This window comes from Vibrio sp. ER1A (genome assembly GCF_000733315.1).
Classification (GTDB): Bacteria; Pseudomonadota; Gammaproteobacteria; order Enterobacterales; family Vibrionaceae; genus Vibrio; species Vibrio mediterranei.
In genome coordinates this window covers 521,228-537,568 of sequence record NZ_JPJA01000086.1, presented here as the reverse complement: position 1 = coordinate 537,568, position 16,341 = coordinate 521,228, and the positions used below count along the sequence as shown (strand labels likewise).

Annotated in this window: 8 protein-coding genes and 2 pseudogenes; 2 read left to right on the top strand and 8 right to left on the bottom strand. The window is 44.9% G+C overall.

Annotated elements, in window-relative coordinates:
* Positions 1–10: 10 nt before the first annotated feature.
* The 7 genes and pseudogenes from ygfK to HW45_RS09740 form a co-directional block, all read right to left on the bottom strand.
* Entirely contained in the window at positions 11–3,127 is a 3,117-nt protein-coding gene (ygfK, locus tag HW45_RS09770; protein ID WP_038226671.1) for a putative selenate reductase subunit YgfK, read from the bottom strand.
* A 411-nt stretch (positions 3,128–3,538) separates the two neighbouring features.
* Positions 3,539–4,018 (bottom strand): annotated as a pseudogene (locus tag HW45_RS09765) (MarR family winged helix-turn-helix transcriptional regulator); the annotation flags it as partial.
* Positions 4,019–4,123: 105 nt separating this feature from the next.
* Positions 4,124–5,482, bottom strand: a complete 1,359-nt coding sequence (locus tag HW45_RS09760) for an NCS2 family permease (RefSeq protein WP_038227720.1) — start codon at positions 5,480–5,482, stop codon at positions 4,124–4,126.
* A 116-nt stretch (positions 5,483–5,598) separates the two neighbouring features.
* Positions 5,599–6,915 carry a guanine deaminase gene (gene guaD, locus HW45_RS09755; protein ID WP_038223055.1) on the bottom strand — a complete coding sequence of 439 codons (1,317 nt, stop codon included), beginning with the start codon at positions 6,913–6,915 and terminating at the stop codon, positions 5,599–5,601.
* Positions 6,916–7,033: 118 nt separating this feature from the next.
* The gene (locus HW45_RS09750) at positions 7,034–9,904 is read right to left on the bottom strand and encodes a molybdopterin-dependent oxidoreductase Mo/Fe-S-binding subunit (protein ID WP_038226665.1); all 2,871 of its coding nucleotides are present in this window, start codon (positions 9,902–9,904) and stop codon (positions 7,034–7,036) included.
* Positions 9,904–10,701, bottom strand: a complete 798-nt coding sequence (gene ygfM / locus HW45_RS09745) for a molybdopterin-dependent oxidoreductase FAD-binding subunit (protein WP_038226663.1) — start codon at positions 10,699–10,701, stop codon at positions 9,904–9,906. The genes HW45_RS09750 and ygfM overlap by 1 nt, the downstream gene beginning before the upstream one ends.
* 294 nt (positions 10,702–10,995) lie before the next feature.
* The gene (locus tag HW45_RS09740) at positions 10,996–11,589 is read right to left on the bottom strand and encodes an NTP transferase domain-containing protein (RefSeq protein ID WP_038226661.1); all 594 of its coding nucleotides are present in this window, start codon (positions 11,587–11,589) and stop codon (positions 10,996–10,998) included.
* Between the two features lie 57 nt (positions 11,590–11,646).
* Between HW45_RS09740 and yqeC the strand changes: the two genes are divergently transcribed.
* Both yqeC and yqeB read left to right on the top strand, forming a co-directional pair.
* Positions 11,647–12,450, top strand: a complete 804-nt coding sequence (gene yqeC / locus HW45_RS09735; RefSeq protein ID WP_160171214.1) for a selenium cofactor biosynthesis protein YqeC — start codon at positions 11,647–11,649, stop codon at positions 12,448–12,450.
* A 22-nt stretch (positions 12,451–12,472) separates the two neighbouring features.
* Positions 12,473–14,062: a selenium-dependent molybdenum cofactor biosynthesis protein YqeB gene (gene yqeB, locus HW45_RS09730; protein ID WP_038226659.1), complete on the top strand. Its 1,590-nt coding sequence runs from the start codon at positions 12,473–12,475 to the stop codon at positions 14,060–14,062.
* 261 nt (positions 14,063–14,323) lie between these two features.
* On the opposite strand, the pseudogene ygjK reads toward yqeB, so the two are convergent.
* Positions 14,324–16,321, bottom strand: a pseudogene (gene ygjK / locus HW45_RS09725) (alpha-glucosidase); the annotation flags it as partial.
* Between the last annotated feature and the right edge of the window lie 20 nt (positions 16,322–16,341).

Here is a 16,341-nt window from a genome sequence, read left to right as displayed (position 1 = left end):
TATTCTCCTTTTACACTTCTACAGCGCCAAGCAAGTATTTGTGGTTCGATAGAACGTACTGAATAATAGTGGCTTCATCAGCTAACGTTTCTGGCAACTCGATTTGACCATTTTGATTAATTGGATACGTTGCGACTTCCCCTTTAGCTCTTAGCAACAGTTCATCGCCTTGAACCAAGAAACCTGGGTTAGTGCTCGAATCAAAGTCTTCTTTCAGACTGAACAACGTAAATTTGTCTTTGTATGGTTTGCTGTCCCAAGGGCAGAACTGAGCACAGTTGCCACACTCGTTACAGTAAGCATCAAGGTGGAGCGTTTGATACTGGTCTTTGAAGCCAGGAATCGGCAGTGACATGTTGGCTCGGTTCGGACAAACATCCACACACTTACTACACACATAAGAACACTCTAAGCAACGCTCTGCTTCTTGCTTAACAAACTCATTGCGGTCATTTTCTTCAAGCTTGTTCGCTTCAAGCAGTGCAACTTTGATTTCGCCCTTCTTACGATACACTTCCGCTGCCGTCACTGAAGACTCAACTTGAGCTAACGTTTCAGATTGAAGTTCACGTTCGATAATTGCCGACGCCGCTTTACGACCACCAGAAATTGCCGAAACAATCGATGATGGACCAGTTTGCGCATCACCTAACAAGAACACGTTTTCGACCTGAGTCTCACAAGTGTCATTGTTGACTGCTGGCCAACCGTCGTCACCCATTGGTACACCGATACGCGTTAACACATCACGGTTCGCTTGCTCACCTACCGCTGTAATGACTGCGCTGGCCTTGAGTGAAATAGTTTCATCGGTTGCTACTGGACGTCTACGGCCTTTCTCATCAGGCTCACCCAATGTCATGACACGCGCTACGATAGTGCCATCTTGATGGAACTCTTCTGGATTGGTTAAGAACTTGAAGTTCACGCCATCTTCGACCGCTTCGTCATACTCTTCTTTGTATGCTGGCATTTCAGCTTCAGTACGGCGATAAAGTACTGTTACTTTCTCAACACCTTTGACTTTAAGCGCGGCACGCGCACTATCCATCGCGGTATTACCTGCCCCAACTACTACCACATGGTCACCAAGCGCTAACGCTTCGCCATCGTTGTAGCGACGTAAGAAGTCTAGAGACTTGTAAATGTTGTTATTGTCACCCGCTAACTTGATAGGGTTACCTTTATCTGCACCGATACCCAAACAGATGTATTGATAACCCTGCTCTTTCAGCTGGTCGATAGTGATATCTGGATTCGCACCGTATTCAAATTCCACACCATGAGCTTCAACAAACTCTATGTCGTGTCTAATGGCTTTCTCAGGAATTCTGAACTGAGGAATAATGTGTTTCACCACACCACCTGCGCTCTCTTCTTTCTCGAAGATTTTCACAGGGTGACCAGCTCGAGCAATGAAGTACGCCGCTGATAGACCTGCAGGACCTGCTCCAATAACCGCGACTGGCTGTTTGGTTGTATCCAGATTTGGATGATGCCATTTAGATTGGTAGCCATCCCAACCTTTATCCAGCGCAATTTTCTTCATTTCACGAATGTTCAATGCACCTTCGTAATCGCGACGAGTACAGTTGTATTGGCATTGGTGATCACAAATATGACCTGTGATGGAAGGCAGAGCGTTTCGAGCGTAAATGACTTCCAACGCTTCGGTATACTTGTGCTGACCCATTAGGCGTAGGTATTCAGGGATATCTTGGCTGATAGGACACGCTGTTACACAAGGTGCGACATAACAATCCGTTAGTGGCACTGGTTGCTCGACAGTAATTTCTTCAGGACCACGCCACTCTTTCTGTGTGTATTCAGCGCACAAAGACTTCTCGGCCAGTTTTTCCAAACTCTCTAGGTTAACACCACGCATTGCCCAATCAGTGCTCACTTCAAGCTCTTTGGCACAGTCAGCAAGGCGCAAGTAGCCACCTGGTTTGAGCAGGTCTGTCGCCATAGTGATTGGGCGAATACCAGTTTCAAAGATCTCTCTGATGTTAAACTTGCTTGCACCACCAGAATAAGAGATTGGTAACGTGCCATTAAATTCGCGAGACAATTCCAACGCCACATTGATAGATAGCGGGAACAATGCGCGGCCAGACATGTACATTTCTTTGTCAGGAAGACGGCCTTTATTGTTCAATGTACCAAGAGTGTTGGTCAGTTTGACACCAAAGCCGATGTTCTTATCTTTACCAAGCTTCACTAAACGATGAAGCATGGCCTTGGCATCTTGTAGTTGCAAGTCGTGAGAGAACGCTTCTTTGCTAAGGGAGATATAGTCAAAACCCGTTTGATCAAGAATGCTGCGAACACGGTCATAACCTAGCAGCGTAGGGTTTAATTTAACGAAGGTATTGATACCCTTGTCTTCCAACATATAACGACAAATCGCTTCGATTTCGTTTGGTGGGCAACCGTGCATGGTTGATAGTGTTACCCCTTCAGTCAAACTAACCGGGATATCATCTACCATTTCGAATAATTGTTGCAGTTCAGTTTCTGATGTTTTGCTATTCAACAGTTTATTATTGGCAATAAAGTCTTTTAACTCTGTTGAATATTGTGCAAATTTTGGATGCTTTGAAGAATCGAGCATATTATCAATATACTCTTGCATTGGCTCGGTCAAAATACCATCTAAATCATAGCCAACACTCATGTTAAAAATAAATGATTTCGCTTGCTTCGCTGCTTTACTATCAAATACTGATTCCAGTAGATGCAGCGCAAACCATGCTTTCAAATATTCGTCATACGCTTTGTGTAACGTAAACTCAGTTGACCACTCCGTATTAAAACACTCATCTTCTGCATCAATACATGGTTTAGCAATTTCAAGACGGTCTAACTTCTGAACAGTCTTAAGCTCCATGAAGCGACCACCAGCAAGCCAAGACGTAACTATGTTCTGAGCTAATTGAGTATGAGGTCCAGCGGCAGGCCCTACAGGGGTTTCGCAGTTTTCACCCCATACCGCAAGGTGTTGGTTTGTCTGTTTTTTATAGAACTGCTTTTCTGGGATGCCGAAAATCGATTTGCTTTGATGATACTCACCAAACATGCGTTCAAGCAGCTCGGTGAATGGAATTGGGCGCATGATATCTCCCATGGTAACACTCCTTTATTAATTCGCTTGTACTTCTGTGTAAATGAATTAATGAGATAAGAGCAATCACTAAGCCAAGGTTGTCTAATTACTTAACATGAAGACATTTTAACTGCTATTTCGTGACAGAGGTCTGATAATAAAGGCTATTGAGAATAGTTATTAATTTGATTAAAGTGTAATCTTATTTAATCCGGTTTTTTATGATAGTCAGTTCGAGTGTTTTGTTAATTACATCTATCATAACAATAAAAAAGCTATCATATTGATAGCTTATTATTCTCACATTAATTGTCAGCTAAATGTTTAGCTTTCTAATACGACTTCTGGCTGGTTAGGTACATCGATAGCTTTCGCTTTGCGCTGCCGTTGAAGTACATTCTCGTCCTGTTGAGGTTCCGTATAACCGCCCTTCTCTACATGCTCCAACCAAACTTTCAATTGCGCGGTGGTTTGTTGTCGTTGTTCCAAAGAGAGACCGGACACCAACTGCTTTTGTTTATCAACGTGAGCATCAATCAGAGCGTTAGCGATGTCATATCCTGTTTGCGTAAGTTGAACCACAACACAACGTCTATCACAGTTCGAATGGTATCTAGCAATCAGCTTTTTACTCTCCAAACGGTCAAGGCGATGAGTCATTGCGCCTGATGTCAGCATTAAAGACTGCGTAAGTTCACTGGGAGTTAAACGATAAGGTGCAGAAGAGCGCAGCAGTGAAGCCAATACATCAAACTCTCCAGTTTTCAAACTGTATTGACGGCATAGACTCGCGAGTTCTTGTTCCACACATTTACTCACTCGCATTAATCGCCCAATAAGAACCATTGGCTCTGTATCTAGCTCCGGTCGCTCGTGTTTCCACAGTTCAGCAATACAATCCATCAGGTCCATATTAATCCCCTTCCAACCAACAATAAGGGCACCAAGAAAGTGATTCGAGGTGCCCTTGCTTTTATCTACTTATAATCACGTTCATCGAGCTTATCGACATGCGTCTTAAATCGCCCAACCGCCCGCGTAGAACACCACCAATACGATAGTAATCAGCACAGTACCAATGTTAAGTCTCTTCCACTCGCCTGATACCACGCGGCCACATACTAGCGTTAGGAAACCAAGCATGATACCTGTAACGATGTTACCTGTTAGTACGATGAACACCGCACAAACAAGACCTGATAACGCATCAACAGAATCATCGAGATTAAGCTTGCTGACGTTACTCATCATCAATAGACCCACATACATCAGTGCAGGTGCAGTGGCGTAAGCAGGAACAAGGTAGCTTAGTGGAGCAAGAAACAGTAGCAATAGGAATAAGCCACCTACCACAACGGCAGTCAGACCTGTTTTACCACCCGCAGCAGTACCTGCCGCAGATTCGATATAAACCGCTGCCGGCGCACCACCAACAAAACCAGAGAAAATACTACTAACTGAGTCAGACGTTAGTGCTTTACCACCATTGATGATGTTGCCATCTTTATCGAGTAGGTTAGCTTGTCCCGCTACCGCACGAATCGTACCAGTCGCATCGAAAATTGCCGTCATAACCAAGGCTAATACACTTGGTAGAACAAGTGGACTTAATGCACCCATAATGTCCATTGAACCAAGAAGTGAACTTTCACCTGAACCAAACGATGGCATGGCGAATACACCTTGGAATTTAACGCTTGGGTCAAACATCAGACCTAGCACAGAAATCGCAACAATAACCAGTAAGATACCGCCAGGAACACGACGCTTCTCTAAGCCGAAAATCGCGGCTAAGCCAAGTACTGACATGATAACTGGGAACGACGTAAACTCACCCAAGCTAACAGGTAGACCTTCCACTGGGTTTTTCACCACAAGTCCAACACCATTCGCTGCGATAAGTAGCAAGAACAAACCAATACCAATACCCGTGCCGTGCGCAATACCAAAAGGTAGGTTTGTTAGGATCCACTGCCTTACCCCTGTAACGGTAATCGCAGTAAAGACCACACCCATTAAAAAGACCGCTCCCAGCGCAACAGGTATAGATATTCCTTGCCCGAGCACCAAGCTGAAAGCGGTAAAGGCGGTTAGGGATATCGCACAACCAATAGCCATCGGCAAGTTAGCCCAAAAGCCCATGAGCAGTGAACCAAATGCCGCAACCAAACAGGTGGCGATAAAGACGGAGCCTTGATCGAACCCAGCAACACCAAGCATGCTTGGTACTACGATAACTGAGTAAACCATGGCTAAGAAGGTAGTAAGCCCGGCAATTAGCTCTTGCCTAAAATTACTACCACGTTGTGAGATTAAGAAGTAATTGTCGACCCAACTATTGTTGGTTGACGTGGGTTTATCTTCAGCAATCTCCATCGTACTTTGCTGATTTGAGATATTTTCGGACATGTTATATTCCTTTTCATTAAGTCTTGGTCATCCCTTGTATTGAGACCAATGCATCTGCTGTATTTGCTATATTTGCCATAAAATCAGCTGCGCTCATAAACCAAACACCCGTCAACGTAGGTACGATAAATACTTCTATCGTCGCCGAGGGTCATGAGCACAAACAGTTTTTCAATAAGTTCAGAAGAGTTGTCGTATCGAAGTTGCTGGAGCGGTGTCGCACAAGGATCAATCACAACAAAGTCAGCTTCTTTGCCAACCTCAAAGTTGCCCAATAGGTGGTCTAGAGAGAGTGCTTTCGCTCCACCTAATGTCGCCAAATATAATGCCTCAAACGCCGAGAGCTTCTGTTGCTGCAATTGAGCAACTTTGTATGCCTCGTTTAACGTTTGCATCATATTAAAAGTGGTTCCTGCGCCGATATCCGTCCCGATACCTACTTTCACGTTTCGTTTCCACGCCTCCTGCATTTTGAATAGGCCACTGCCTAAATACAGGTTCGAAGTTGGACAAAACGCGATAGCTGAATCCGTTTCTTGTATGCAGTCCCACTCTTGGTCCTCTAGATGAACACAATGTGCGAATACACTCTTTGATCCAGTCAGGCCATAATGGTGATAAACATCTAAATAACCGTCTTGTTCAGGGAAAAGTTCTTTAACCCAAGCAATTTCGTTCGTGTTTTCTGACAAATGCGTATGAATATACGTATCTGGGTATTCCTCTCTTAACTTATGCGCCATTTCCAACTGTTCCGGTGTGGAAGTGGGTGCAAATCTTGGGGTAATCGCGTAAAGCAGACGGTCCTTTTTATGCCATTTCTCAATCAGTGTTTTTGTTTGGTTGTAACTTGTCTCCGGTGTGTCTAGTAAGTAATCTGGCGCGTTGCGGTCCATCATGACCTTACCCGCGACGATTCTCATATTGAGTTTGTTTGCTTCAGAGAACAGTGCATCTACGGACTCTGGATGAACCGTTCCGAATACCATGCCTGTTGTCGTACCATTTCGAAGCAACTGCTTAATAAAGAACTTAGACATCTCCTTGGAGTAGTCTCTGTCTTTATAGCGCGCTTCTGTAGGGAACGTATAGTTGTTCAGCCATTCAAGTAGCTGTTCACCATACGCGCCAACCATTTCTGCTTGTGGGTAATGAATATGGGTATCAATAAATCCTGGCATGACAATTTTGCCTGGATAAAAACGAATACGTACTGAGTCCGGGACCTTATCTTTGCCTTCTTCCCACTCGCCGACCCACTCGATACGACCTTGGTCAACAAGAAGAAGTCCATCTTCAATAAAACGTACGTGCTGTTCGATATCTTCAGGCTTATCAACTACTTTTGTGATATCAAGTATTGAAGCCCTAATAGCCTTAATTGATTGGGTATATTGCATAATTACCTCGACCTTAACGCCCCTATTCACTACTTTGCTCACTAACAGAGGCATTGCTTCCCGTTATTTGGAATAAATGTGCGGCAGCGTTTTTTGGTCTCCGCTGCCGCACTGTTTGTTATAATTTATTGAGACCTTTGAGGATTTTCTCTGGTGTAAAGTGCCACTCACGTAGCCATACGCCACAAGCGTCATGAATTGCTGTTGCAATGGCAGGCGCTGCACCGTTTACACCAATTTCAGAGATAGATTTCGCACCGTATGGTCCAACAGGATCATCACTTGGCACCAACACCGCTTTGAAATCTTTTGGAATGTCACCAATCTTCGGCGCACCATAGCTCTTAAGATCGGTGTTGATTGGCACACCGTTGTCGTCGTAAATAAGCTCTTCAAACAAGCTGTGACCGATAGCGCGCATACTCGCACCGTAGATTTGACCAAGTGCCAAATCAGGGTTCACTGGAGTACCGCAATCGAGCAATGCATGGAACTTATCAAGTCGGATTTCACCGGTTCTAGTATTGACGGCAACTTCTGCAAAGTTTGCCCCGTAAGGGAAAGCGAACTCAGCAGTAGTGAAGCATCCTGAAGCCAACAGTTGTCCCCAACCCGTTCCGCTTTCTGCTTTATGCGCGATGTCGAAGAAAGTTACTTCACCAGCAGGCCCTTTTACCAAGCCAGGTGCGACGATTTGTACATTTTCAACCGACTCTTCAAGCATTTCCGCACCGTACTTCAAGATTTTCTCACGCATCGCTTCTGCAGCGCGTTTTGCTGCATTACCTGAGAAGCAAGTGCCAGAAGAGGCATACGCGCCTTTATCGAAAGGTGCATGGTCAGTGTCACCAGAATGAATCGTAATATCTTCCAGTGGACACTTAAGAACTTCAGCAGTTAATTTGGCGATCACTGTATCAAGACCTGTACCGATGTCTGCGCCACCTGAATGAACGATGAAAGTACCATCGGAGGCCATCTTGATGCTGCAGTTCGCTTGGTCGATATCAGGAATTCCTGATTTCTGTTGAATGATCGCTACACCTCGACCCACTTTCCAATCACCTTGATGATCTTTTGGTGAATCCCATTCGATGAGCTTACGACCTTCACGAAGAATTGCTTCTAACGCACAACTGTGTACCTTAGGAGTGGTGGTAGGCATTTTACCTTCGCCGATAGCACCAAGAATCTTAAGCTCTTGGCCTTCAACGACTCGGTTTTTCTCAATCATATCGAGATGGTCAATACCTAGCTCTTCCGCAAGTTCCGCCATCGCCATCGTCAATGCGTAGTTACCTTTCGGCGCACCATAACCTTGATAAGCACCTGTTGGACAGATATTTGAATAGTACGTAGTAACTCGGAAATCGACGTTGTCACAAGGGTAAAGCGGCAGTGACAAGGCAGGACCATTTGATGGTACCGTCAATGCGTGATTACCATAAGGGCCAGTATTCGCGAGGAATTCCATATCAATAGCGGTAAGCTTACCGTCTTTGGTTGCCCCAAGTTTCACGGTCACTTTCGCTACGTGACGAGTGGAGTTACAAATAAACTCTTCTTCGCGAGTATGGTGGAAATATACTGGACGACCCGTGGTATAGGTTGCCCAAGCACACACGTCTTCAAGAAGGATGTCTTGTTTTGAACCGTAGCCACCACCGACACGCTCTTTGACGATGTGAACTTTGTTCTGTTTCACATTAAGGATCTTGGCGACTTGGCGACGTACGTGCCAAGGTACTTGTGTAGAGTCGTGCATGATGACACGATCGCCATCCATGTAGCTGTAACAGATATGCGTTTCGACTGGTAGTTGCTGTACCTGCTTCGACTCATAAGTACGCTCTAAAATAACGTCTGCTTCTGCAAAACCTTTGTCTAGATCACCAATGTGTCCACGAACGCCCGCTGCGATGTTCTTTCTTGGTTCACAGCCAATTGGGAAATTCACAATTAGTTTGCCTTCGCGAGGATCAGCGTTCGCATTTTGTTGCTCTAGATCGTCTGGTGCCCCTACTCCATATTCAATTGGCTCGTTATGAACAATTGGTGCATCTGGAGCGCGCGCTTCGTCGATACTCATGACAGGCTTGAGTACTTCGTACTCAACATCGATCAGTTTCAGCGCTTCGTTAGCAATGTCTACTGACTCTGCAACAACAGCAGCAACGCGGTCACCAACGTGACGCATTTTTTGACCGAACATACGTCGGTCAAGCGGTGAAGGCTCTGGCGCACTTTGACCACCCGGCGTATAAGGAATATCAGGACAGTTAAGGTGAGTGATGACACTTACTACACCTGGTAAGGCTTCTGCTTTAGATACATCTAGATGCGTGATCCAAGCATGAGCATGTGGGCTGCGCAGCATTTTGATGACACAAGCATTTGCAGGAATTCTATCTTCTACATAACAAGGCTTAGCCTGAACCATTTTCGCAGAGTCGAGTTTTGGACAGTTCTTACCAACTACATCCAAGTCATCTCTAAACTCTGGCGCAAACATCTCGGTGTATTGAGGATCAGCTTGGCGTTTCACCGCCAATTCAACAACTTCATAGAATTGCTGATAACCAGCGTCACGGCTAAACAAACCAGATAGAGCATCGTCTATTTCTTCGCGTGTAGGTTGTTGAATACGCTCTAGTAAATCAGTCAACAGCAATGCCAATGCAGGGTCGTTATATCCCGATTGAACAACACCAACATCGATCATCGCTTGTTGAACTAAACTGAGTTGATTCCAAGAGGACAGTGCTTCGGCCGTTTTTACTTCGCCACCTTCTAACTGAGCTGCGATAAGCAGTGATGCGTTGACAAGTTTGCCGTTGAACAACACAACATCTGAGCCCGCGAAACCCCAACCATCATCACTATTTCGGACCGAATGCAGTCCCATAGAATGCAATAGTGTTTGAACGTTGGTTTCTGGTGCGCAATGAGCCGTTTCAGGTCGGCCATTAAGATTAAATTGAATAGACATTACGCTACCCCCTTCGCCATTTCACGGCATTCAATTAGTAGGTCAGAGATCACGATGGCACTTAGGTAAGTTTTGTACTCAGCGCTACCACAAATATCCTCCACGGCGTGAATTGAATTCTTAATGGCTTGCTCTAATTCATCACCACTAAATGTCAGACCTTCAACATCGCGCAGTCTTATTGGCTTAGCGATTTCGTCAAAACGAGTCGCGACCCCTTCCATAGCAACAATCTGTTTGCCTTGCTTATCTACAGACACCGACGCATTGATTACGCGTAGGCCATCAGCGCTTCTTGCTACTCGTTTGCTTAGTGCAGCAAGCGTGATGTCAGGAATGACGATCTCTTTAATAAGCTCATCACTTGGTTGCTGAATGTAAGCTTCCAATTCAACCTGCTTGTCATCCGCGAAGCGAACTAAAGCATTGAGAGCCATAAGGACAGGAACTAGCGGAGCTTCACACTGATGCGCAGCTATTTCACCACCAATCGTTGATTGATTTCTTAGATGTCTTGAATAGATGAAGCCCGCAGCTTGTTTAATGTTGCTTGGGACTAACTCACTATCGACAAGATCTTGAATTCGGCTCATAGCGCCCAAAGTGAGGGTGTTGCCATCTAGTTTGATATAGTCCAAACCCAGTTTGTCGATTGCGACAAAAACACCTGCATCACTGCGAGTCGGTGCTGCGTTTAACTTAGACCCTCCGGCAAACCACACCGCTTGACTTCCATGGTTAGCTTTAAGCTCCAACGCTGCACTCACTGTGTCCGGCGTGAGGTATTTAATATTCATATTCTTCGCCTTTTAGCATTGATTAGATTGAATTACAGAAAAACTGTTACTAGGTAAAAGGCAACATTTGAGCCAATGCTTACTTTGTTATTTAGTATTCGTGAGCTCGGTCTAATATTGAAAGAATTTGCGATATAGATCGTGATTTTCAATATCAAATTAAACTGTACAGACCAGCCAAGTGTTATTTATTGTCATTGATTTTAACCATCAATTAACAAATTAATTATTCATTATAAGGTGATAGATGAATATCAAATTGATACTTTCGATACTATTTTATCAAGTTGATAGTTAATACTTTGATTGCGTTAACTTAAGCAGTTTTTGGTAGGCTTCGGGAGTATCTACATCTAAATGAATAGTTGGGTCGCAAAGTCTAAGGTATGCCATCTCTCCTAGCTTGAGAATCGACTTCATCGAATCAAAGTTTCCTTGGTCTCGCTGAGCCTTAAAGCTTGCCGTATGTATCAACACAGGGTGGCCTGTTGCGTGTGGTTCACCCGGGAACAACGTGCCAGTAACCTTATGTTCCCAAAGAGTTTTATAAATTTCTTTTTCGATACAAGGCATATCACCATGGCTGATATAGAAGAACTCTGTGTCGACCTCATTAATGCCTAATTGAAGTGAAGAAAACATGCCTGAGCGGTAATGTTGGTTTCGTACAATAGTGACCTTTGTGTTGTCTTGAAACTGCTCAATCAACTCGTCTTCTCTATACCCAACCACTAAGATCACACGAGTACAGAATGACAACGCATTTGTGATACTTTGCTCTAAGATCGTATTGTCTTTATAAGGTAGAGTTAATTTCCAGCATCCCATTCGAGATGATAATCCGGCTGCTGGAATGACACAGTCAATGTTATTTTTATTTTTTATCATACGAAATTCGAATTGAGTTTTTCGTATTTTAATCTATTGAATTGGGTAAATATGCCAATGTCGTCAAATAATTCTTTTTCCGAGTTTGCACATTCATTAATTTCAACAACCACCAGTGCCCGTGAACCAATAACTATTTCCTTAGTGGGTGGCGGAGGAAAGACACAACTCTTGTATCGGCTTGCTAATGAATACCAGCAACTTGGCCACAAAGTATGTGTCACGACAACCACCAAGATGTACTTTCCTAATGCACCAGAGCTGAATCAAGTCACGGACTTTGCCTCCCATTCACCATTACCATCAAAGGGTATTGCTTTTATTTATAGTGAACGCTTATCTCCAAGCGACAACGATGAAAAAGTGAAAGTTCGTGGCCTATCTAACGAACAGATTGAATCCCTAAAACGTCAGCAACTTTACTCTGTTTTTATCATCGAAGCAGATGGTTCACACCGACTTCCTCTTAAGGCACCTGCTAGGCACGAGCCTTGCATTCCTAACCATAGTGATGTGGTAATTGGTGTCACTGGTGCAGATCCGATACTTAACCCGGCTAATCCTGAAGCCATTCATCGTTGGAATGAATTCAGTATGTTAACGAAATGCAACGAAGGGTCAGTCATCGGGAAAAATCAAATTCAAGCATTGGTGAATAGCGACCAAGGTCTGTTTAAAGGATGCAGTGAGCAACAACAAAAAATATGGGTCATCAATAGGTTCGACTTAGCCAGCGATAAAGTACAACTGACTGAATTGGCCAAGCTGATATTTGATGAAGAACCCCAGCTCGCTCAACTTGCAATAACACAAATGACGGCAGATAACCCAATCCACCACATTTTCAATCGGACTCTATAGCATTTACACAGAGGTAGTTTGGATGAACATTTTCGCCAAGGCAGCACAGTTAGAGCAAACCAATACACCATTTGCGTTTGCCAATATCATTGAAACAAAAGGCTCTTCTCCTCGTCATACTGGAACCATGCTCGTAGAACAAAGCGGACAAATTCATGGCACGATTGGTGGTGGCATGATCGAGCGCTACGTGATCGAGCAAGCTATTGAAGCAATAAAAGAAAACAAACCTCGAGTCGTTACTGGACGAATGACGCGTACCGGCCCTGAAGCTATGGGAATGGATTGTGGTGGCGCAATGACGCTTTCAATTGATGTCTATGGCTCTCGCCCCCGCCTTTACTTAATTGGGGCTGGTCATGTAAACAGAGCCGTTGCCCAAGCCGCCGCTCCATTAGGATTCGATATTACTGTTGTCGATGCTTATGAGGGCAGCTTAGTGGAGGAACATTTCCCCCAAGGCACTCATCGAGTACTAGGCGACACCATGCTCAGTGCTATCGACTCTCTTGATATCACACCAGATAGCTACGTGATTATCGCCACCAACCACCAAGATCAAGACGCTATCAACGCAATCGCCCAGAAAAAGACCACGTATACGGGTTTAATGGCCAGCCGCAGAAAAGTACAAACACTATTCCAAGGCTTACGCGAATTAGGTACCAGCCAAGAAGAAATCGATCATATCCACTCTCCTATCGGCTTTGATATTGGCGCTGAAACGCCTGAAGAAATCGCCATCAGTATTTTGGCTGAAGTACTTAATGCGAAAAATGGCGCTTCAGGGGCCAAATTGAAAGAAAGCGTTGGTAGCTTTAATCAAAAACTGGTGCTAGTAAGAGGTGCGGGAGATATCGCAACTGGAGTCGCTGCGAGATTGCACAATTCCGGCTTTAAAGTAGTCATGAGCGATATTGAAAAGCCAACGATGATTCGCTGCTCGGTTTCATTCGGCCAATGCCTCTACGGCAAACCTGTCACGGTAGAAGGCATTACGGCAGAAAAAGTTCAGTCTTTTGATAAAGCCTGCCGATTGTTAGAAAAAGGCAAGATTCCTGTGTTTGTCGACGAAACAGGAAAACTCGCCGAGGCCATCAAGCCTGATTTTGTCGTTGATGCCATCCTTGCGAAAAAGAACCTTGGCACACACAAAGGAATGGCACCAGTAACCATTGCTTTAGGCCCTGGCTTTACCGCTGGTGAAGACTGTCACGCTGCGATAGAAACCAATCGTGGACATCAACTCGGTCGAGTAATTTACGACGGTCCATGTCAGCCTAATTCAGGTATACCAGGTAGCATTCTAGGTTATACAGAGCAACGGGTGATTAGAGCGCCTGGCGTAGGTATCTTTACTGCGGAAGTAAAACTTGGCGATTTGGTTGAAGAAGGACAACCTATTGCGAAAGTCGATGACATGGTCGTCTACGCGCCATTGAGCGGTAAAGTGAGAGGCTTACTCAACAACGGATTGAGTGTTCATCAAGGCTTTAAGGTGGGCGATGTCGATCCGCGTGGAGAAAGCGTTGATCACTGCACGATTTCTGATAAAGCGCGTGCGGTTGCAGGCGGTGTTCTTGAGGCAATGTTGTGTTTAAGTGGTCGGTAGTGGGTATTAATAACCCATCACCCACATAACGACTCCTTACTGGCTTACGTCCGTCACCCTCATGAAAATGAGGACCTTCTACAACGCGTAGAAAACCAAACGTGGTGAGCACGTTAAGTAAATTGAGTTTACGATGCGCTAGCGGAGATTTCCTTTTTCAAGGAAATGACGAAGGTTTTTGATATCACTACATTTCAACAAACAACGCCTGATGGTCTCATCAGGCGTTTTCTTTTATTAAAACTTACAGAGCTAACTCACCTACTTTCCGTAGAAGTTACGGTACATCATGTAAGTGTGGGCTGCTGACCAACTGAAGTTGCTGGCACCTTGAACCGCACCTGTTTCTGGGTTGTAGTTTTCACGAATTGCGCCGTCGCTTCCAAAGCCTTCACCGTTTTGGAACAGGTCTTCAGCGATACGTACCGCATCATTATGGCGTCCATACTTCTCAAGAGCTTGAAGGCCGAAATAGAATTGATCCAACCATACTCGCCCACGCCAATAGATATCAGCTCCGTAAGCTGGGTTATCACGACTTGCCGTCCCTAATGACACCCCTTCACCTTGATATTCTGTAGAACTATCAAACTTACTCGCATCAAGCATGACATCCATGACCTTGTCCGCGTTCGCTTGAGTCGCCGCACCGTTAAACAATGGCGACCAACCGTCTGGAGCCTGACCGCGCTCAGTTAGTACGACACCCGCACAGTAAACATTTTTGCCTTGATAAGGCGTATCCACTCGCTTCAAGTCAGCCCCAGGTACTGGGTTTCCTGATGAATCTAAGAAACTCTTACCATCTTTGTCAACAAGTCGAATGTCGTAGTAGAACGAGGTAGCAGAATCAAACATACAAGTGTTGATGTAGTCTTTAATAAACTCTGCATGTTCCACAAACTCTTGTCCACGGCCTTTCCCTTCAACGCCGTCAGAAACTAAGCCAGCCATTTCAGATAAATACTTATTGTCACTGTACATGTAAGACGCTTGGTCTACCGACTCTTGCAACATAGAGAAGCCAACTAGATTGGTGTTGCTATCGTGGTTCTCACCAAAACGTACCTGCCAGTCTTTACGTGCATCACGCAATTTCGCCATGTTTTCATCAGAAACGTCACTGTAGGCCCAGTTTTCTGACGAACCAGTAATCGTGTTGTCGAAGTTATAGTGCTGCTGAGCATAACGACCTAACTGATCGTATTCCGTTGCTGCAGATACTGTTGTGATCCAATCACGAGAGTTGGTTTTCGCTAAATCATAGATAAAGCCAAAACGAGCGGCATCATCCATACCGGATTCCCATGACGTCGCTGTTTGTGAACCATTTTTGTAACCAGTAATAGCCAGTTCTTCATAGTTATCCAGAACCAAGTTATACGAGTCCACACCGATGACTTGATACTCCTTCGACGTGCCGTTGCTATCAATCTCTTTCACGTTCTCAGCACCTACCAGAGCTTTTAGATCATCACCTAGCTCTGTCCACACTTCAATGTACATATGTCCATCATCGGTGTTGTGCGAAGGATCAACAGCCGCACCATACTCTGGAACTCCGTTCGAGTTGTGGTCACGGTTTGATAACCACCAATCATGATACGCCACCAACTTTGGATACATTTCATCAATCCACGCTTGAGCATCATTAGCACGGTCAAATTCGTTGATAAGAGAGTGGTAAATTTCCATTACAGCCCAAGCCGCTAGCGAAGGCTTGGTATTACGCTCATTCCAGTTCATTGACGCATCGTTTTGTGCCGCAGAAGGAATGTCGTATTTGTCGTCGTAGTAACCAGAGTCAATTCGATCTTGTGGTAGCGAGTAGTTTACAACATCCAACAAATAGCCCGCGTCTTGCGGTCTGATTGGGTCATCATCTTTCACTTGGAACTGGAACACAGTACGAATGTTCTCCATTGCCACATCTGGATTAAAGTGAGCCATCGCATACGCGTGTTTCCATGTATCCCAAGGCCAAGTGTTGTTACCAGAGAACCAGATAGCCGTTACCGATGGCGTGACGGTCCCGTGCTGAACAATACCCGCCGGTGAGCGCCAGTTCCCATTGAGTGTCATCATGGCTTTCACTGCAACATTACTTTCTGCTTTAGTCGCTGAGTCGTTGGCCAAACCATGTTTTAAATATTCATTCCAGCGAGCCTTCGCTGTGCTCATTGCTGTTGCACCTTGCTGCAACAACGTGCTCACCGCACTCGCTTCGCTAATAGCTTCTGTCGGGTTGTGTACATAAGAGGTAACTATTCACCCGCGAG